The organism is Actibacterium naphthalenivorans (assembly GCF_014196965.1).
GTDB classification, from domain to species: Bacteria; Pseudomonadota; Alphaproteobacteria; order Rhodobacterales; family Rhodobacteraceae; genus Actibacterium_A; species Actibacterium_A naphthalenivorans.
The window spans coordinates 73124-92571 of the sequence record NZ_JACIEQ010000003.1 but is presented as its reverse complement, the minus strand read 5'-3'; the positions used below and the strand labels follow the sequence as shown (position 1 = coordinate 92571).

The 19448-nt window shown below is 58.0% G+C and carries 16 protein-coding genes; 7 read left to right on the top strand and 9 right to left on the bottom strand.

Going from position 1 to position 19448, the window contains the following annotated elements; genetic code table 11:
* Positions 1-36 precede the first annotated feature (36 nt).
* Together GGR17_RS11715 and GGR17_RS11710 are read left to right on the top strand one after the other, a co-directional pair.
* Entirely contained in the window at positions 37-1008 is a 972-nt protein-coding gene (locus tag GGR17_RS11715) for an efflux RND transporter periplasmic adaptor subunit (protein WP_054539742.1), read from the top strand.
* Positions 1001-4213, top strand: coding sequence for an efflux RND transporter permease subunit (locus GGR17_RS11710; protein WP_054539741.1), 3213 nt, complete (start codon positions 1001-1003; stop codon positions 4211-4213). Before GGR17_RS11715 ends, GGR17_RS11710 begins: the two co-directional genes overlap by 8 nt.
* Positions 4214-4220: 7 nt before the next feature.
* Here the strand turns inward: GGR17_RS11710 and GGR17_RS11705 are convergent, their stop codons facing one another.
* Complete coding sequence (locus GGR17_RS11705; protein ID WP_054539740.1) at positions 4221-5036, bottom strand: metallophosphoesterase; 816 nt, start codon at positions 5034-5036, stop codon at positions 4221-4223.
* A gap of 231 nt (positions 5037-5267) precedes the next feature.
* On the opposite strand from GGR17_RS11705, the gene mobC reads away from it, so the two are divergent.
* Positions 5268-5696, top strand: a complete 429-nt coding sequence (gene mobC, locus GGR17_RS11700; protein WP_054539739.1) for a plasmid mobilization relaxosome protein MobC — start codon at positions 5268-5270, stop codon at positions 5694-5696.
* On the top strand, positions 5693-7114 hold the full coding sequence (locus GGR17_RS11695; protein WP_054539738.1) for a relaxase/mobilization nuclease domain-containing protein: 1422 nt from the start codon (positions 5693-5695) through the stop codon (positions 7112-7114). Before mobC ends, GGR17_RS11695 begins: the two co-directional genes overlap by 4 nt.
* Before the next feature lie 40 nt (positions 7115-7154).
* Here GGR17_RS11695 and GGR17_RS11690 read toward each other — a convergent pair whose 3' ends face one another.
* Positions 7155-7574 carry a hypothetical protein gene (locus tag GGR17_RS11690; protein ID WP_157445603.1) on the bottom strand — a complete coding sequence of 140 codons (420 nt, stop codon included), beginning with the start codon at positions 7572-7574 and terminating at the stop codon, positions 7155-7157.
* On the bottom strand, positions 7571-7807 hold the full coding sequence (locus tag GGR17_RS11685; RefSeq protein ID WP_054539737.1) for a hypothetical protein: 237 nt from the start codon (positions 7805-7807) through the stop codon (positions 7571-7573). The genes GGR17_RS11690 and GGR17_RS11685 overlap by 4 nt, the downstream gene beginning before the upstream one ends.
* A gap of 547 nt (positions 7808-8354) precedes the next feature.
* Between GGR17_RS11685 and GGR17_RS11680 the strand changes: the two genes are divergently transcribed.
* The gene (locus GGR17_RS11680) at positions 8355-8534 is read left to right on the top strand and encodes a hypothetical protein (RefSeq protein WP_082386667.1); all 180 of its coding nucleotides are present in this window, start codon (positions 8355-8357) and stop codon (positions 8532-8534) included.
* A gap of 139 nt (positions 8535-8673) precedes the next feature.
* A complete protein-coding gene (locus GGR17_RS11675) occupies positions 8674-9600 on the top strand; it encodes a hypothetical protein (protein ID WP_157445602.1) in 927 nt (308 codons plus the stop codon).
* 49 nt (positions 9601-9649) lie between these two features.
* On the opposite strand, the gene GGR17_RS11670 is transcribed toward GGR17_RS11675, so the two are convergent.
* Complete coding sequence (locus GGR17_RS11670; RefSeq protein ID WP_054539735.1) at positions 9650-10558, bottom strand: ArdC family protein; 909 nt, start codon at positions 10556-10558, stop codon at positions 9650-9652.
* Positions 10559-11332: 774 nt separating this feature from the next.
* On the opposite strand from GGR17_RS11670, the gene GGR17_RS11665 reads away from it, so the two are divergent.
* The gene (locus GGR17_RS11665) at positions 11333-12421 is read left to right on the top strand and encodes an ImmA/IrrE family metallo-endopeptidase (protein ID WP_162231832.1); all 1089 of its coding nucleotides are present in this window, start codon (positions 11333-11335) and stop codon (positions 12419-12421) included.
* Here the strand turns inward: GGR17_RS11665 and GGR17_RS11660 are convergent.
* The 5 genes from GGR17_RS11660 to GGR17_RS11640 are packed head-to-tail and all read right to left on the bottom strand — an operon-like array spanning position 12418 to position 19372.
* Positions 12418-13344, bottom strand: coding sequence for an alpha-glutamyl/putrescinyl thymine pyrophosphorylase clade 3 protein (locus tag GGR17_RS11660; RefSeq protein WP_157445601.1), 927 nt, complete (start codon positions 13342-13344; stop codon positions 12418-12420). The genes GGR17_RS11665 and GGR17_RS11660 overlap by 4 nt on opposite strands.
* On the bottom strand, positions 13334-14365 hold the full coding sequence (locus tag GGR17_RS11655) for a thymidylate synthase (protein WP_054539732.1): 1032 nt from the start codon (positions 14363-14365) through the stop codon (positions 13334-13336). Before GGR17_RS11655 ends, GGR17_RS11660 begins: the two co-directional genes overlap by 11 nt.
* A 23-nt stretch (positions 14366-14388) precedes the next feature.
* On the bottom strand, positions 14389-16710 hold the full coding sequence (hsdR, locus tag GGR17_RS11650; protein WP_054539731.1) for an EcoAI/FtnUII family type I restriction enzme subunit R: 2322 nt from the start codon (positions 16708-16710) through the stop codon (positions 14389-14391).
* Positions 16711-16727: 17 nt separating this feature from the next.
* The gene (locus GGR17_RS11645) at positions 16728-17927 is read right to left on the bottom strand and encodes a restriction endonuclease subunit S (protein ID WP_082386665.1); all 1200 of its coding nucleotides are present in this window, start codon (positions 17925-17927) and stop codon (positions 16728-16730) included.
* Positions 17924-19372: a class I SAM-dependent DNA methyltransferase gene (locus tag GGR17_RS11640; protein WP_054539729.1), complete on the bottom strand. Its 1449-nt coding sequence runs from the start codon at positions 19370-19372 to the stop codon at positions 17924-17926. The genes GGR17_RS11645 and GGR17_RS11640 overlap by 4 nt, the downstream gene beginning before the upstream one ends.
* Between the last annotated feature and the right edge of the window lie 76 nt (positions 19373-19448).

Here is a 19448-nt window from a genome sequence, read left to right as displayed (position 1 = left end):
CCCGGAATTATGGCCGAAGTTTGCAGGAGCCCGGCAATGTTGAAAGTGATTTTTTTTCTGGCCGCCGTTTTCGCGGGGGCGGTTGCCCGGGCGGAGATCCTCGAACTGCGGCCGCAGGCCATCACCGAATGGAAAGCGGTCTATGGCGAGGTCGAGCCGCGCGACCTGATCCCGGCGCGGGCCCGGATCGGGGGCACCGTGGTGGATCTGGACGTGACGGCGGGAGACATGGTCACGGCAGGCGCGCGTGTGGCCGTGGTGGTGGACGACAAGCTGACCTTTCAGCGCGATGCGATCGACGCGCAACTCGGATCGTTGCGCACCCAGCTTGTCACCGCGCGGGCGGATCTGCTGCGCGGCGAATCGCTGCGCGAGCGCGGCGTGATCACCGTTCAGCGGCTGGAGCAGTTGCAGACGGCGGTGGATGTGCTGGACGGCCAGATCAAGGGCGCCGAGGCCGAGCGGCTTGTGATCGAACAGCAGGTGGCCGAGGGCGCGGTGCTGTCACCCGTGGCGGGGGTCGTGCTGTCGGTGCCGGTGGCCCGCGGGTCGGTGATCACGCCGGGAGAGGAGGTCGCCCGGATCGGTGGCGGCGGCGTGTTCCTGCGGCTGGCCCTGCCGGAGCGCCACGCGGCAACCCTGGTGGTGGGCGACGAGATTGCCATCGGCACTGATGGCGATGGCCAGACCGGGCGGCTGGCCAAGGTATATCCGCAGATCGAGGGCGGCCGGGTTCTGGCCGATGTCGAGGTTGCCGGGCTCGACGACCGTTTTGTCGGCCGCCGCGTGCCGGTTCGCCTGCCTGTCGGTACGCGCCAGGCTCTGCTGGTGCCCAAGGACGCGGTGACGCATCGCGCGGGCCTGGATTTCGTGACGGTTGAGACCAGCACGGGCGCGGTGCAGCGCGCCGTCGTTCCGGGCCAGGAAACGATGCGTGACGGCGCGGTCTGGCTGGAAATCCTGTCGGGCCTGCGCGCGGGCGACAAGGTGGTGCACGGCGATGAGTGAGCGCGCGGATCAGGGCGTGCCGCTGGGCATCGCCGGGCGGCTGACACGTGGCTTCATCGCCTCGCCGCTGACGCCGCTGTTCTTGCTGGCGTCGCTGGCCGTTGGCCTGATCGCGCTGATGGCCCTGCCGCGCGAGGAAGAGCCGCAGATTTCCGTGCCGCTGGTGGGCATCCATGTGCAGGCCGCCGGGCTGAACGCCGAGGATGCGGTCAAGCTGATCACCGAGCCGCTGGAGACCATCGTCAAGGGTATCGACGAGGTCGAACATGTCTATTCCTCGACCCGCGACGATCAGGTGATGGTGACCGCCCGCTTCACGGTCGGCCTGCCGTCGGATACGGCCATCCTGCGGGTGCGCGACAAGATATTGTCGAACCTCGACCGTATCCCCAAGGGCGTCCCGCAGCCGCTTGTGGTGGGGCGCGGTATCAATGACGTTGCCATCGTCGCGCTGACCTTCGCGCCGGCGCCGGGGCAGGGCGGGGTGACCGCCGCCGGCCTGACCCGCATCGCGCGCGAGGTCGAGGTGGAACTGGCCAAGATCGAGGATGTCGGGCTGACCTATATGGTCGGCGGAACCGAAGAGGCGCTGCGGATCGCGCCCGATCCCGAAAAGCTGGCGCTTTACGGTGTCACGCTGCAACAGCTTGCCGGCAAGATCGAGGGCGCCAACAGTGCGGCCCCCGCCGGGCTGGTGCGCGACGCGGGCGAACAGATCGGGCTGGTTCTGGGCAAAACCCTGAAAGCGCCCGAGGAAATCGGCAATCTGGAGGTTGCGGCACGGGACGGGCGCACCGTTTATGTACGCGATCTGGCCGAAGTCGGCTTTGTCTCCGATCTGGACGAACACCATGTGGCCAGCCTGCGGCGCGATGCCGATGGCACCGTGTTCCGCACGCCCGCCGTTACCCTGGCGCTGGCCAAGCGGGCGGGGGCGAATGCCGTGCTGGTGGCCGAGAACATCCTGCATCAGGTGCATCTCATGGAGGGGCGCACCATCCCCGACAGCGTCACTGTCGAGTTGACGCGCGACTATGGCGAGACCGCCAATGAAAAGGCCAACGAACTGCTGTTCCACCTCGGGCTGGCGACCGTTTCCATCGTTGCGCTGGTGCTGTTCGCCATCGGCTGGCGCGAGGCGCTGGTGGTGGCCGTGGTGATCCCGGTCACGATTCTGCTCACGCTGTTTGCCGCCTATATCATGGGCTACACGCTGAACCGCGTCTCGCTGTTCGCGCTGATCTTTTCCATCGGCATTCTGGTGGACGACGCCATCGTGGTGATCGAGAACATCGCGCGGCACTGGGCGAAGGACCCGCACAAGACGCGGCTGGACGGTGCCGTGGCGGCGGTGGCGGAGGTGGGCAACCCCACCATCGTCGCCACGCTGACGGTGGTGGTCGCGCTGCTGCCGATGCTGTTCGTGTCGGGCATGATGGGCCCCTACATGAGCCCGATTCCAGCCAACGCCTCGGCGGCGATGATCTTTTCCTTTTTCGTGGCGGTGATCATCACGCCCTGGCTGATGCTGAAAATCGCGGGCCGCGCACCGTTGCATCACGGCGAAGGGGCGCAGGCCGGGGGGCGGCCGGGCGTGTTTTATGCGGCAATCGCCCGCCCGCTGCTGCGGCGCAAATCGACCAGCGCGCTGTTTTTGCTGATGGTCGTGGTGCTTTCCTTCGGATCGCTCGGCGCGCTTTACACGCGGGACGTGACCGTGAAGCTGCTGCCCTTCGACAACAAATCCGAACTGTCCATCGTCATCGACCTGCCCGAAGGCGCCTCGACCGAGGCGACCGACGCGGTGGCGCAGGATGCCGCGCGGGTGGCGCTGCAACTGGCCGAGGTGGTCTCGGCGCAGACCCATGCGGGCACCGCCGCGCCGTTCAACTTCAACGGCCTCGTGCGCCATTATTTCCAGCGCCAGACGCCGGAACTGGGCGAGGTGCAACTGAACCTGAAACCCAAGAGCGAACGGAATCGCGCCAGCCACGACATCGCACTGGAATTGCGGCGGATGCTGGAGGCGCAGATGGATGCGCCGCCCGGCACCACGACGAAAGTGGTGGAGCCGCCCCCCGGCCCGCCGGTCATTTCGACGCTGCTGGCCGAGGTTTACGGCCCAGATCCCGACACCCGCCGCGCCGTGGCGACCCGGGTGCGCGCCGCGTTCGAAGAGGTGCCCTTCGTGGTGGATGTCGATGACAGTTTCGGCATCCGGCCGCGCCGCCTGCGGGCCGAACTTTCGCCCGGCGATCTGGATTTCTTCCGTGTGCAGGAAGCCGACGCGCTGCAAACCCTGCAACTGCTGAACGGCGAGACGACGGTGGGCTATTCCCATCGCGGCGAAGGGCGGCAGCCCATTCCCATCGTGATGAGCCGCGACAGGGCCGACCGGGTGATGGACGAGCGCGCCCTCTCCACGCCGGTGCCCGCCAATGCCTTGCCCGGCGGGCGCGGGGTGGTGGAACTGGGCGATGTGGTGACGCTGACGCAGGAGTACGCGTCCTTCCCGATCTTCCGCCACAACGGCCGCTTTACAGAGATGGTCACCGCCGAGCTGGCCGGGGATTTCGAAGCGCCGCTTTACGGCATGATGGCGGTGCGGGAAAAGCTGGACGCGATGGATTGGGCCGGGCTGGACAAGCCCCGGATCAGCCTGCACGGCCAGCCGCAGAGCGAGGCCGCCCCGACCCTTCTGTGGGATGGCGAATGGGAGGTCACATGGGTGACGTTCCGCGACATGGGCGCGGCCTTTGGCGTGGCGCTTCTGGGGATCTACATTCTGGTGGTGGCGCAGTTCGGATCGTTCCGCCTGCCGCTGGTGGTGCTGACGCCGGTGCCGCTGACCTTTCTGGGCATCATGCTGGGGCACTGGCTGTTCAGCGCGCCGTTTTCGGCCACCTCGATGATCGGCTTCATCGCGCTGGCGGGGATCATCGTGCGCAACTCGATCCTGCTGGTGGATTTCATCCGCCATGCCGATCCCGGTCGGAAGGTCAGTGTCGACACGCTGATCGAGGCGGGGGCGACGCGGTTCAAGCCGATCCTGCTGACCGCGATCGCGGCGATGATCGGCGCGGCGGTGATTCTGGCCGACCCGATCTTTCAGGGGCTGGCGATATCTCTCCTGTTCGGTCTGGCGTCTTCGACCGCGCTGACGGTGCTGGTGATTCCGGCGATCTACCGGTTGTTCAAGACCTGATCGCGGGTCAGTCTCCGTCGCGGTCCCAGCGGAAAAGCTCCGGGGGTTGGCGGGGGTGGCGATCCAGAAAGTTCTCGTGATGCACGACGACGCCGTCTTCGGTGGCCAGAACCACGCCGATCTGCCCCGGCCCCTCCAGCCGGGGGATGGAATCGAGCGGCCCGTGCAGCTGCGGGAAGATATTGTAGTGGCAGCCCGAGATGGTGGTGAACGGAATCCCGCGATAGCTGCCGGCCGTAGACATGTGCACATGGCCCGAGATCACCTGACGCACATCGCCATGCGCGTTCAGCGCGGCGGCGAAGCGCGGCTTGTCGCGCAGATTGATGAAATCGGTCGGCACGCCGAGATCGGCGATGGCGTGATGCACAACGACGATGACCGGGCGACCCCGCGCCGCATCCAGCCGGTTGGCCAGCCAATCATATTGCGCATCCGACAGCGCGCCCTCATGGGTGCCTTCCACAAGCGTATCCAGAACCAGCACGCGGTAGCCGCCGGCGTCGATCACATGATCCGCACAGCCGGTTTCGGCAAGGTACCCCGCGCCGAACACATCGGCGAAGCTGCCGCGATCGTCATGGTTTCCAAGCGTCAGAACAGGGCGAAGCCGGAGCGCGGGCAGCATCTCGGACAGGCGGGCATAGGCGGCGGGATCGCCATGATCGGCCAGATCGCCCGCGAGGATGCAGAATTCTGCGTCGTGGTGATGCGCGTTGATATGCTCGATCGCCATCCGCAGCCGGACCGACGTGTCGATCCCGTGGCTGAGCTTGCCTTCCGGCACGAGGTGAAGATCCGACACGACGATGAATTTCAGCACTTCTGGCTCTCCCGCGGATGCCGTGTGATGTTAGGGGAGCGGGCGGGCAGGGCCAAGGCCGCGCATGCCCGGAACAACAGAAATGCCCCTGCCGTTCAGGGCGCTCCGTTTTCTCCGGAAAAGGCGGGATGGTGCAGTTACAGAGAGATAGTTTGAACTCTCTGTTTGACGTCCTTCTCGAATGGGAAACCCATCTCGCACAACATGATCCAAGCGATCTGAGGTGCGACGATGAGCACATCAGGCAATAAATTCAATGCGATAGCGAGAAAGCAGGCAAAGAAGAAGCCCGCACCATTCTCGCTGCGCCTGACTTTCGAGGAAAGAAGCCGCTTGGAGGAACTGGCAGGCGATGAGCCGCTTGGCAGCTACATCAAGCGCAAACTCTTCGACGGGCATGGTGCATCGCACAAGCGTGCCCGCTCAAAGCTGAGACGGCCCGTCAAGGATGATGCAAGCCTGGCAAAGCTTCTGGCTATGCTGGGAAGCTCGCGCATCGCCAACAATCTCAACCAACTCGCCAAGGCTGTGAACATTGGCTCCCTGCCTGTACTGGCTGAAACCGAAAAAGACATCCGCAGCGCCTGCTCGGACGTTGCTGCGATGCGCGAAGAGCTGCTGCGCGCACTCGGGCAGCGGAGCGATGCGGGGGCGTCATGATCCTCAAAGGCTCTCAACGTGGCGGTGCGAAGCAGCTCGGGCTTCATCTCTTGAAGACAACCGAGAACGAGCACGTCGAAATCCATGATGTCAGAGGCTTCATGACCGATGATGTCGTCGGTGCGCTCCGCGAAGCTGAAGCCGTATCGAAAGGCACGAAGTGCCGTCAGTTTCTGTTTTCGGTCTCGCTCAACCCGCCTGAGACCGAATCCGTTCGGATCGAGACCTTCGAACAGGCGATTGCGGCCATCGAAGAAAAACACGGTCTAACTGAACAACCCCGTGTGATCGTTTTCCATGAGAAAGAGGGGCGGCGGCACTGCCATGCTGTGTGGAGCCGGATCGATGCCGAAACCATGACGGCCAAGCCGCTTCCTTTCTTCAAGAATAAGCTGATGGAAGTCTCCAAACAACTCTATCTGGAACATGGCTGGCAGATGCCGAGAGGCTTTGCCAACAACAAGGACCGTGATCCCCGCAACTTCACCCTAACCGAATGGCAGCAAGCCAAACGCGTCGGGCGGCATGCCGGAGACCTCAAAGCCGACATTCAGGAAGCCTGGGCGATCTCGGACAGCCGGAACAGCTTTTCGCATGCGCTCGAAGAGCGGGGGCTTTTCCTAGCGCGCGCTGATCGGCGCGGTCATGTCGCTGTGACGTTCGAAGGTGAAGTCATCTCCATCGCGCGGGCGACAGGCATCAAGGCTAACGACCTCAAATCGCGGCTTGGACAGCCCGAACGCCTACGCAGCGTCGAAGACACCCGCAAGCGGATCGGCGAAGATATCCTGCCGCGTCTCAAATCGCATATAGATGAGGCGCGGGCCAAAGCCAATCAGGACAAAGCGAAGCTCGATGAGCGGCGGCAAGAGTTGGCGCAAGGCCATCTTGATGAACGCGCCAAGCTTGATGCAGGACAGAAAGCCCGAGCCGAAAAAGAGGCACGGCAACGGGCCGAACGGCTGGGCACAGGTATGAAGGGGCTTTGGGATCGCTTGATCGGACAACGCGCCAAAGCACAAAAGCAAAACGAGATGGAAGCCCTGTGGGCGCTGCGGCGTGATCAGGATCAACGGCAGACGATCATCGATGCCCAGCTTCAAGAGCGCCAAAAGCTCCAAGATGAAATCAAGGCCGCGCGGGCGCGGCACGCCCAGGCGCTGCGCGAGATTCATTTTGATGCGACCCACTACCGTTTGATGAAGCGCGGTCAAGAGCCCAAAGCCAAGCCGTCCTTCGAACAGACCCGCCCTCCATCGCTGCAACCGCCAAAAGATCAAAACAAGGTTTGGCTCGATCAACTCCGCGAAAAGACCCCCGAAGCCGCGCGTCACGAGGACCGGACGCAAGAGCGCTTGCGCCGCCTGCGGGAGAACAGGCGCGATCCTCCCGATAGAGGGCCGGAGCCTGAGCGTTAACAGCAAGAAAAAGCGCCGCCAATATTGGCGGCGCAGGTCGCTAAAGCAGATCGAACAAGCTGGCTTGCTGAGGCAGGCTATCCAGCAGGTCAAGATGCGCGAAGTCATTGTAGATATGCGCGTATTTCAGGCTCATCGACATGTGGACGGATTCGCTGCAATTCGGGGTCGGCTCTCGTGAATGGCTTCGGCGATAAGTATGAAGTTCTCGTGCGACTTCGCGGTAGCGCGAGATGTTGTCCTTCAACGACTGCTGCACTTCTGCGCGAATTTTGTGAAGAAACTTTGACCGCTGTGGTTCTGGCTTGGCAGCCGCGTTCAAAATTTCCTCTTGCCTATATCCTTTGTACTCGGCGAGACGTGCCTCAATACGGATAGCCTTCGGTGGTAAAATATCGCCGCCAAGCAGATAGTACCATGGATGACCGGGAGCGTAGCCGCCCGTATCTGGGGCGCTCATGAGCGCCCCGCATCGTTTGCGGTCTCTGGTGCGTCTTCGAGCGGCAGGCGCAGGACGATCCGGCCATTGATCGGACAGGTGTCGAGCTGAAGGGTGTAGCCCCGCCCGTCTTTGTGCCCCCATACGGCCCCGACCTTGTTCCAGAAGGATTTATCGTTTTTGTTGGTGACGTGCCACGCCAGGTAATCGGGCGCGTTGAGCGGTTGGGTCTGGTTGGTGTTTTCGCGTGCCATGGTTTGTCTCCTTTGCTTGGGTTGGCTTGCTAACGCCCTCCCGTCGCGCCGAAGGCAAAGGATCAGGGTTCATGTTCGACACGGCTGTCGAAGACAGGTGGTGCGGGCAGGACATTGAATGCTGAGCCGCATTCGGCCAGGGATTTAAGGGCTCTTGGTGCAAGCCCCCACAGGCAAGGATGATCAGTGCCGCCTCGAAAAACGCGCAGGCCTACCAAACGCCTCCGCGAGCGCACCGGCCTTCTGCGTGTCACCACTTCACCTTCGATAATAAACGCAATGCTTTGAACAAGATCGCGCCGCACTGAGCGCACGGGCGCGTGCCCATCGGCATGACAGCTTCGTGCCGCTCGTTCCGAATGCGTGTCAGCCGTGGCTGCGGTCACGCTCGTCAAACCGGTAGCGGCGTGCTTCAAACGCTGTTCTCCAACTAATCCAAGAGAGTCTATCCCGATCCATCAGGGCCTTCATGGGCCATGGATGATGTGTGCGAGGCCGAAAGGCCCTGAGCGGTTCGGGGCCTCCTTGAAACAAAAGGAGGATAGCGATGAAACTCGTTTCACGATTTGAAGCGGCATCCCGAAGCACAGCAGAATTGCACGGCCTGTTGGCCGAAGCATTCAACGCCTTTTGCGCAGCGCCGCGCAGTAGCGCGGAGCGCTATGATGCTCTTCAGAGCATGCGCAATATCGAAGATGAACTGGCAACACGCTCGCCAGGTCATTAACGGGCTCGCGGCTGGCCTATCGGTCAGCCGCACTCCACTCATAAACTGTTGTCTTTGCAAGCTAATTCACCTAGATTAAGCTTCTTTTGGATCGACACATTTGCAGTTGAAAAAGACGAGGCCTCCGAAGATGGGACGAATGAAAGACTATATGATCGACAATGTCCTGAATGCTCAAAGGTGGGTGTCGAGAGTACAGTTTACTTGTCCTGCTTGCGGACATGATAACCATCAGGATGTTGATGTGCCCGAGCCAAATTATATGGCCGAAAAGTCCAGCGAAATGACCTCCGAAGGTGAAGCCGAGTTGTATTGCGAGGGATGCGAAAATTTATTTTCTGCCGATGTTTGGGCAGGACCGGCCCATTGCGATATGACGATTCGAGAGTACGAAAGCACCCATGTCAGTTGCGATCCGCCGGGCTATGATAGGCCGCCGGAAGAATGGTTGGATGACTGGGAGATACCCGAGCATCCGAAAGATGTATTTGACCTGAACGCCGACGAACTGCGTGAAATCATCAAAGCGCAGGCCTGCGAATCTGGGGGAGCATTGATCAACCGCATGATATTTGCGCAGATATTGACATTCCTCGAAGCCTATTTCTGCGACAATTTGATCAAGGGTTTGCGAGAACATCCAGCTTTACTTGTTTCATTCTCGGAGAAGGACGGTGCAATCAAAGATGCAAGTATAGCCGCTTCTAGTGTCCTGCGTGACCCAAATGCAGTGCAAAACTGGATTGAATATAATCTAAAGAACCGGCTCTATCACCAGTTCGGCAGCGGAAAGAAGGACAAAGGCGGCAAGGAAAAACCAGAGGGTGTTGTGTTGTGGTACGCGATGGCCTTTGGGTTTAGACTAACGCCTACTGATGCTGATTTGGCGGCACTTCGGGATTATGCAGCGCTACGCCATGATTGTGTGCATAGAAATGGTGAAACCAAGGACGGAAAGAAGCTTGTCCAATTCGATAAACCTTATTTGCAGGATGCCCTTGATACCGCAATACGTATCGTCGCGCATATAGATAAAGAAATGCGGACTAATGAGAAAGCAGAGTGACTTTGGCTGGCGAAATCGCCAGCCAAAAGATTTTCATTGAACTTTGTCTCTATGCGGCGACTTCTTCCTTGCTGTCCGCCTCGACCATCGGCTGGCATCCGTGCAGGAAATCCGCCGCACGCTGCGCATGGGAGGCAGCGTTGAAAATCGCCCGCTTGTCATCCTTCAGCACTTTCAGCCAGCTTTGAATATAGGCGGCGTGATCGGTGCCGGGTTCGGGGGTCAGCTCGAGATCGGCGCACAGGAACGCTGCGCCCAGCTCGGCGACCAGCTCTTCGCGCGCGTAGCCTTCATCGCCCCAACGCTTGCGCCCGAATTCACGATCAAGGCGGCTCTTGTGCTTGGTCCAATGCGTCAGTTCATGGGCAAGGGTCGCGTAGTAGGCTTCGGGGCTGCGGAAGCTCTCAAATATCGGCATCTGCACATGATCGCTACCGCCCGCATAATGAGCGCTGTTCCCACCATGGCGGATATCCGCGCCGACATGCCCGAAAAACTCTTCGGCGTGATCGATGCGCGTGGCCGGATCAATCACAGGTTCGGGCGTGGCATAGTAGTGCTCGGGCAAGCCTTCGATCTGCTCGACATTGAACACGCTGTATCCCTTCATGAAGGGGATTTTGCGTTCTTCCTCGCTGCTGTCGTCCTGCTCTTCGGTCTTGGTGATGGTGTTGGCATAGACCACCAGATTACCGCGCTCGCCTTTCTTCACATGCGCGCCAAGCTCCTTGGCCTGTTTGAAGGTCATCCAGAACGGGGAGAGATACCCCGACTCCACGGCTGCGCCCCACAGCATCAGGATGTTGATGCCGTTATAGGGCACGCCATTGTGCCGCAGGGGCTTGGTAATCTTGCCTTCAAGGTTGCCGCTGCTCCAAGGCTTGAGCCAAGTCAGCTCGCCCTGCTCCAGATCGGCAATAATCTTGTTGGTCACTCTTTCATAAATATCGGTTTTCATTGGCTTTCCCCTTTCGTCGGGTAGTCGGTTGCGCATGCAACCGGACTAGGCCCGCGCCAATGAGCGGGGGGAGACCGTCACAGACCGCAGACAGCGGAGGGGGATCGCCCGTCCTGCACAAACGAAGTGCGGAAGGACGGGGAGACCGCTGGCTGCGCCCGAAGCCATAGCAAAGGGGCTTGGTCTTGACGGAGGACGGGCCTGCAAGGCCCCAATGAAAGGAAAAAGTGTCAGCCGTTCACGGCTGGCTATAGCTGCGCAAGGGATGGAAGCCGCAGGGCCGAGACCGCCAAAGGCGGGCTCGGTTCACGACAGCCCGACCCGCAAAGGGTGCGCCAAAATCTGAATTTTGCCTTGCCTTTAAGCATGGCTCACGTTGAGGTGACACTGAGGACAGTACACAGATTTGGACCATGCGATGCTTGACCCTTGGTCATTGGCTAATCTATTAATAATAAAGAAAAAGAGAGAGCCATTTGTTGATTTCGTACAATTCAGAACTGCTTCAGGAGATTTGCTTTCGCACACCGACTGCTATACAATATTTGGGTGAGGAGGCGGCAGCATCTTTACAGGCACGGCATTCAGATATTCAGGCCGCGAGCAGTGTCCACGAGCTCCTGGTCGGTCAGGTTTTAATCGATGCAAATCGATGCACTTTGGAAATGCCAAGCCTTCTTTCAATCCAGATGGTGCCAAACTATCCAGCCTTGGTGGATGGATCACAATATGACTGGTCAACAGTCGCTCGGGTCAAGCTCATGGGGATCAACGATGTCAGGTAATGAATTAATGGAGAAGCCGGATTGGGTATCACCACCCGGCCATACAATAATTTCTCTTTTGGAACAGAACGAACTGACCGTTGAAGATTTTGCCGAACGTATCGGTCACACGAAAAGTGTCACCCAAAAGCTGTTGGACGGCAAGCATGCGATTGATGTCCAATTGGCAAGGCAACTCACGGACGTCTTTGGCGCTTCCGAGAGTTTCTGGATGGCACGGGAGCATGACTATCGTGCCAGCATGGAGCTACCGGAGAAGGTCAGCGTAAACAGCTTCGAAGACCTAATCAGCACATTGCCCCTGGCTGACATGAAGAAATTCGGCTGGATTGAAAATGTCAGGAGCCGGGAGGATAAGATTGCCGAAAGTATGGAGTTTTTCGGTGTGTCGACGATAGCGCAGTGGCAGGGGCGATACGAGAACGCGTTTCGCGGCGCAGCTTACCGCCGCGCGACGGCCTATGCCTCCTGTGAAATCGCAACAACAGCATGGCTCCGCCAAGGTGAAATAGAAACACAAGCCGACGAGGTTGCCGAATGGTCGCCCGAACAGCTTAGGCGTGAACTCGACGGGTTTCGACGGCTGACTTGGTATAAGAGCCCTTCGCTGTTCTTGCCCAAGCTCAAAGAGGGACTGGCCAGAGCCGGTGTAAAATTCGCAATCGTAAGAGCGCCAAAAGGATGCTCGGCTAGCGGTGCGGTAAGGATATTGGCTGACGACACACCGCATATCCAGTTGAGCTTTAGGTACTTATCCGATGATCAGTTCTGGTTCTCGCTGTTTCATGAGATCGGCCACCTACTTTTGCACTTTGACAAAATGCCAATCCTCGAAAACTCGGACCTGCAGGAAGAAGAATGCGAGAGCGAAGCCAATGAATTCGCATCTCATGTAATTGTCCCCATGATGCACCAGGAAGAGCTTTTCGGGCTCGCCTCATCAAAGTCGCTCATCATAGATTTTGCCAAGAAGATCGGTATCGCTCCCGGTTTGATTGTCGGTCAGCTTCAACACGCCAGGATCATTGGCTTCAATCAAATGCAGCACCTCAAACGGCGATATCGTTGGGTAAACTAGCCATTGAAATAGATATAGTTATCGGGACTCTTCTGCCAATTGCACAGTGAATCCTCAATGACTTGAGCGCTCACGTTCAAATGCGTCGCCAAATCGACGCAAGCGTCCTCCAGTTGAGATACGTTGAGCGCATTTCCGAACAGCAACTGTGCCCCTGATTTCGGTCCGGTAGCTTCTTTGATATACCCCTTGTCTGGAAAGATCGGTGCGATCTGTAGATTGCTGAGATTGCAAAGCAAATCGAACTTCCCAAGCCTGCCCATCTTGGCGACATTGTTCAGGTCTTTATAGAGAAATGCGAAAACCTCTTGTGGGTTCTGACCAACACTCGCCTGAGCGCTTTGTATGAGCGCGGCATGTGAGCCATGAGCATTGATCCACTCAATGTAAGTGGCCACGGCGTGTCCAGTGCCTTTCGGTCCGGGCTTCAAGGTTTCATACTTTCGATGGTTTCCAAAACGCCTTGATCTGCCGGCACTTGTGACATGGGGATAGTTGGCTTGAAGCCAGTTGGCTATCGCCTGCGGGTTCTGGCTGACGGCGTTCCAATCCCAAACGCCTCCTTGCCCGAACCTGCCATAGATGTCTTCGGTTAGGTTCCAACCGTCATGCTTGTGCTTCCCGAAATGTGTCGCCAGGTAAACAAGCCAGTAGGCTTCATCAATTTGACCTGCCTTGTGCAGGGCTGCCGCACCAGCCAAAGGTTGAAAACTCCCTGAGTAAGGTGTGTATAAACTGGCAGAGCTTGAGCGGATCGAGATTTGAAGCAAATACTCTGTTCGCCGAATGCTATCGATGATCTGTGCGATTAGGGTAGATTTACGGCTGGCGTTGTTCATGCCAACCAGAGGAATTTGGTTGGCCGAAAAATAATCGAGCTGTGTAGAAATTTGATTGGTTCTAGCTTGATCTTTAATTCGCATTGGACTGCTCTTCGCCTAAATCAAGTTTATCTTGCACCAACACTTTCGCGTCACCTTTCGGTAGAATCTGTGGGCGCTTGATGAAAAAATTACGATAAAATGGGTCGCCGATCTGCGCGAAGTTATCTTCGCGAACCTTGGTTCCTCTCTTATAACGCGAGTCCGCGCACCTTAGAAGAACCAAAGAAAGATCGCGCCAGTACTGGGGCAGTGAAATCTGTCTTGCGTCGGAAATCTTCCCCTGACGAATGGCACGCTCTACTTCCAAAAAGTCCGCGAGGTTATCCATCTGACATCCCGAAGGCATCTTCGGCATAGCAAACACTGGATTCTGAAACCCCTCGCCCAGATAGGCTGCCACAGATTCCTGATCGTTTTCATACAGGTGCAAGCTCGTTGCGAAATGATGGTAGTCGCCAACCCTGATTTCAAGAGAACGCGCCACAAGTTCTTGTATCATCGTGAAGCAAAAGACATCGTGAGGAAATCCGAGATAAGCATCGTTTGAGCGCATCATTGCCACGAGGTGCAGACGCTCGCGCCTTCGAATAAACTGTAGGCTGATTGTGCAGGGGGCTTCTTTCTGGCTGGGTTCTAGATCTGAGGACTCGAGAAGCGTGATAGCAGCGCGGCGCGTATCAGGTTTCTTTCGCAGCTTCTCAATTACTCGATTTATCTGGTCGATATTGTAGCCAAACTCGCCTGTTCCTTTAAGGCGTGGACCATACGCTTCTTGAATGGAGCCAGTCGCATCTTTCGGGGGATAGTCTTTTAGATAGAAGCGAATAAAGTCGAGGTCGGCGCTTCCGCTCATGTACCAGCAAAACTCCGCAAGAGCAGAGATGAGCATACCGCGTGTCGCTGTCGCACTTATCCTTGCGCGGGGGTCTTTCAGGACAATCTTCTGCCCAAGTAAATCCTGCCCCTTACCCTTGCTGGCCTCGAAGGTATCCGTACTATTCGTAAGCTCCCCATAGAGCTTTCTGAGTATTTCATCTAAGTATCGTCCTTCAATTACCATACAGTATCATTACCCTTGGCGCTTTAGTCGCTATAAAGCGTTCCCTGCATTTCACGAAAAGCGGTCTTGATCGCATCAAGCCCGCCCAGCTTCGCCTTACCCTCACTCACGCTGCCGTATCGCGCAGTCAGGAATGTACCTAGTTTCTTTGTTCTTAGTTCGCTCTCGCCCCGTTCTTCATAGGCCGCAAGAATGGCCAGGAGCAGTGCCTTTGTTTCTTCTGCCGTTTGACCTAAACCATCCCGTCGAACGTTGTCGGCGCGCTCGTTTCTCGTCTTCGGCGGATTGGTGAACAGGATGTAACTAAGCACATCGAACAGATCGCTGTCGGGTGCGTCGACAAGCCTGCGGATGTCATCAAGGCGGTCACGATCATACCCCCGATCAGAAAGCTGCTCCAAGAAGCGCTCGCGGTTGTCAGGGTCGCTCCAGACAGCGCGGAGTTGGTCTTCGTCTGCTACGATGCCCGCCAGATCACCGAACAGCCGCTCCAGGAATTCTTGCGCTGAAATCGGTTTTCCTTCGGGGCTCCAGTAAGTTGTGGATGCGATGTACTTGATCCTGCGCACGCTGCCGTCTGAAAGCTTCACTACGATTTTTTCCTGCGGAGGTTCAGGGCCTTCACCACCGCCTGGCGGTTCTTCCGGGCCTGGTTCCGGTCCGGTAGGTGGTGTGCGTGGCCCCTTGGGTTCCTCGGGTTCAAGCGGCTCACCGTCCCATTCGGGATCGTTGAAATTCTCGTGCGCCTTCACAAAATCCCAGATTGTGAAGAAGTCTTTGCCTTCATAGGTGCGTGTCCCGCGCCCGATGATCTGCTTAAACTCGATCATAGAGCGGATCGGACGCATCAAGACAATGTGGCGGATGTTTCGAGCATCAACGCCTGTCGAGAGTTTCTGCGAGGTTGTCAGTACAGTCGGGATCGTTTTATCGTTATCTTGGAAATCACGAAGGTGCTGTTCACCGACTGTGCCGTCGTCGGCAGTGACCCGGTGACAATAGTTCGGATTGGTGCTGCCCTTCACCTGATTGATCAGGTCACGCACAAGCGCCGCATGATCTTGGGTGGCACAAAAAACCAACGTCTTTTGACGCTGATCAATCTGGCTCATGAATTCCTTCACGCGGCTGAGCTCTCGCTCTTCAATGATGATCCGCGTGTTGAAGTCGCCTTCGGTGAAGGCTTCCCCCTCTTCAACAGCACCCGCGATCAGGTCGTCGCTTCCATCATAGACGTATTCATCAATAGTGCTCGCCATCTGGCGCACCTTGAATGGCGTCAGGAATCCGTCCTCGATGCCGTCGCGGAGCGCGTAGGTGTAAATCGGTTCACCGAAATAGGCGTAGGTGTCGGCGTTGTGTTTGCGCTTGGGCGTAGCTGTCAGGCCAAGCTGCGCAGCAGGCTCGAAATACTCCAGCAAGCGCCGCCACTCGCTTTCGTCCTTCGCGCCGCCTCGGTGACATTCATCGATCACGATGAAGTCGAAGAAGTCGGGTGGGTACTGCGTGTATACGGGCTCGCCCTCGCCAGTCATGAAGGTCTGAAAGATTGTGAAGAACAGGCTGGCATTTTTCGGCGGCCTGCCACGGTTCTTGCGGATCGTGTCGGGGTCGATCCTTGTCACCGCATCATTCGGGAAGGCCGAAAAGGCGTTGTAGGCCTGATCGGCGAGGATGTTGCGGTCGGCGAGGAACAGGATGCGCGGACGGCGTACGGGCTCGCCTGTGAGGTTCCATTTCGCCTGGAACAGCTTCCACGCGATCTGGAAGGCGATGGAGGTTTTGCCCGTGCCTGTTGCGAGTGTCAGAAGGATGCGGCGGTCACCCTTGGCGAGGGCCTCAAGCGCGGCGTTGACGGCCTTGTGCTGGTAGTAGCGCAGCTCCCACTTGCCGCCGTCGGTTTCGAAATCCACCGCCCCGAAACGCTCGCGCCAGTCGTTGTGATCGGCAAAGGTGCGGTCCCACAGCTCATCGGGTGTCGGAAAGGGCAAGTCCATGTCGCCCTCGGCCCCATTCGCCATGTCGATCTGATACCAGTTCAGCCCGTTCGAGGCGTAGGCGTAGCGTGACCCCAAGCGGGTGGCGTAGTCCTTGGCTTGCCCCACGCCGCTCCTGTGGCTGACGCCTGCGCGCTTGGCTTCCAGAACGGCGAGCTTCTGGCCTTTGTGAATCAGGACGTAATCGGCAGAGAGCCCTTTGCCTCGCGTACCGCCTGACTGGATGCGCCCAGGGCAGATGACTTCACGCCGAACCTTCGAGCCGTTCTGACCCCAACCCGCCGCCGCAAGGACGGGGTCTATGCGCTCGGCGCGGGTATCGGCTTCGGTTTCGTCGTGAATGCTCATCTTCTTTACTCGTTACGTCATGTTAATTCGCCCGCAAAGGCTTTCTTCAAAAGGGACTGGCGGAGGTCATCAAGGTCGTGGAGCTTCTGTTTAGCCAATTCGACCAAAGTACTGCACGAAATATGCGCTTCGTCGATCACAGTTGCTATGCGTCTTTGAGCCTCCAGCGGCGGAAGCTCGAAACGATATGCGAACATGTGGTTTCGGTTTACTTTTGGCATCCCCGCGCGATCCGAACCTGAAATCGCATACTCTGTGAAATCGTTCCCCAATAGGAGATGAAACAGGAAATCCCTGTCCAGCCTATCGGGCCTGGGCGTCAACGGATAAACGTCCGCGCTGCAAAGACCTTGGAAATCTGGTCTAGCGGCCTTTCTTAAATAAGGCCTGATTTTGCTGTAAAGGACGGTCTTTTCGTCAAAGCGATACTTCCCTGACTTCAACTTCTCTTCACGAGCCGTTTTCACATCAACGAGCTCGTCCGTCCCTGTAATCATGTTTCCTGCGCCGAGATGCAGCAGGTCGGCATATTCATCCTCGCGCGGATCAACGAGACCAGAAGTGATGTCGGCAACTTCCGAGAGAATGACTTCCTCGCGATCCGATCCCGAGGATGCAAGCTCATCTGCCTTGATACTCTCAAACAGCTCCTGCGCATTTTGGAGGTTGGCTTCGGCGTGGGCGCGGGCGCGGGCCAGGCCCTCGAAGGCCTCGTCCAGAACCGCAACAATCCGCTGTTGTTCTTCGAGTGGAGGGAGGGGGATGGAAACGCTTTCAACGAGTCCAATGTTAAGGTTTCTAACAGTTGAACCAGCGGCCAAAGAGTCGAACTGTTGAAATGTCTCGGGAGCGCCTAGGATATGGTATAGAAAGTCTTGATGAACGCGCTTGTAGTCTGGCTCTAGGACGAGCCATCCATCGTGGATACACCCGCTTGTCTTTAGAATGTATGGTCGGCCAAAACTCATTGAGTTTGACAAGAGGAATGCCCCTGGCTCTACAAACCGCGAGCGAGAAATACCGTCCCTAGTGATCTTCTCTTTCGTGCTTTCAATGAAGCGGCCACCGACCTGAGCGTCACCGATCTTGATCCAATTGACACCCTCTGGATCAGTGGTGATGAATTTCTTAATGGGCCTCGGCGAGCCGCCACGAGCAATCTTGCAGAGTTCGCCAAGCTTTACTCGTTCCCAATTCGCGGCAGTCAAATCCTTCACAACATCCCCCGAATGTCTTCGAGGATTTGCGCCATCTCGGCATCCCGCGCAAGTATGTCGGCGATGATCTCTTCGGGGCTGCGTAGCGCCTCGGCCTCAGGCGCATTGGGGTTCTTGACCGACAAATCGTAGGTATTCTCGTCCAGATCGGCGCGGTTCACGATCCAGCTTTTTAGCCCGTTCGAACGGGTGCGTTGCAGCTCGATAAACTCGGCAAGGTCGTCGTCGTTCAGCGGGTTGGTCTTGCCCATGCTGCGCCCCGGATCAAGCTGGTAATACCAGATGTCCCGCGTCGGTGCGCCTTTCTCGAAGAACAGCACCACGGTCTTGACGCCCGCGCCCTGGAAGGTGCCGCCTGGACAATCGAGGATGGTATGCAGCTCCGCCGCTTCCAGCAATTCCTTGCGCAGCGCGACGGAGGCGTTGTCGGTGTTGCTGAGGAAGGTATTCTTGATCACCACGGCGGCGCGCCCGCCTGCCTTCAGCTTGCGGATGAAGTGTTGCAGGAACAGATAGGCCGTCTCGCCTGTGCGGATCGGGAAGTTCTGCTGCACCTCGCGCCGCTCGCCGCCGCCGAAGGGGGGATTGGCGAGGATGATGTCGTGGCGGTCCTTCTCCTGAATATCCATCACGTTCTCATTGAGCGTGTTGGAGTGGATCAGGTTCGGGGCCTCTATCCCGTGCAGGACCATGTTCATGATCCCGATGATGTAGGCGAGCCCCTTCTTCTCCTGCCCGAAGAAGGTCTTGGTTTGCAGGGTTTCGTATTCGGAGGCGGAGAGCTTGTCAGTGCGCAGGTAGTCATAGGCCTCGCAGAGGAAGCCTGCCGAACCGACCGCGCCGTCATAGATCGTCTCGCCGATCTTGGGGGCCGTTACCTTGATCATGGCGCGGATGAGTGGACGCGGCGTGTAGTATTCGCCCCCGTTGCGGCCCGCGTTGCCCATGCGGCGGATGCGAGTTTCGTAAAGCTGGGAAAGCTCGTGCCGTTCGGCCTGGGTGTTGAAGGACAGGCCGTCTACGGCTTCGAGCACGTCACGCAGGATGTAGCCGGAGCGGAACTTGTTGCGGAGTTCCGTGAAGACCTCGCCGATCTTGTATTGGATCGTCTGCGGGCTTGTCGCGGATTGACGGAAAGATGCGAGGTATGGGAATAGCACCTGATCGACGAATTTGATCAGGTCGTCGCCGATGCGAGCAGAGTTGTGGTCAAACTCGCCGTCTTTTTTCGGTGCGGCCCATTTGTCCCAGCGGTACTCACCGTCAATGATCGGGGTGTAGTCTTCGCCGTCGAGTTCGGCGCGATCACTGCGCTCGGCTTCGAGGTCGTGCAGGTATTTCAGGAAAAGAACCCAAGAGGTCTGTTCCACGTAATCCAGCTCGTTAGCGATGCCTTCTTCTGCGCGAAGGTCTCGTTCGATCTTGTTAAATGCATTCTCGTACAATGCGTCCCCTGCCTCTTAGGTGTTGTTGCTTGTCTCAACACTAGCAGGCACATCTGGTGGGTGCATCCGCTTTGAT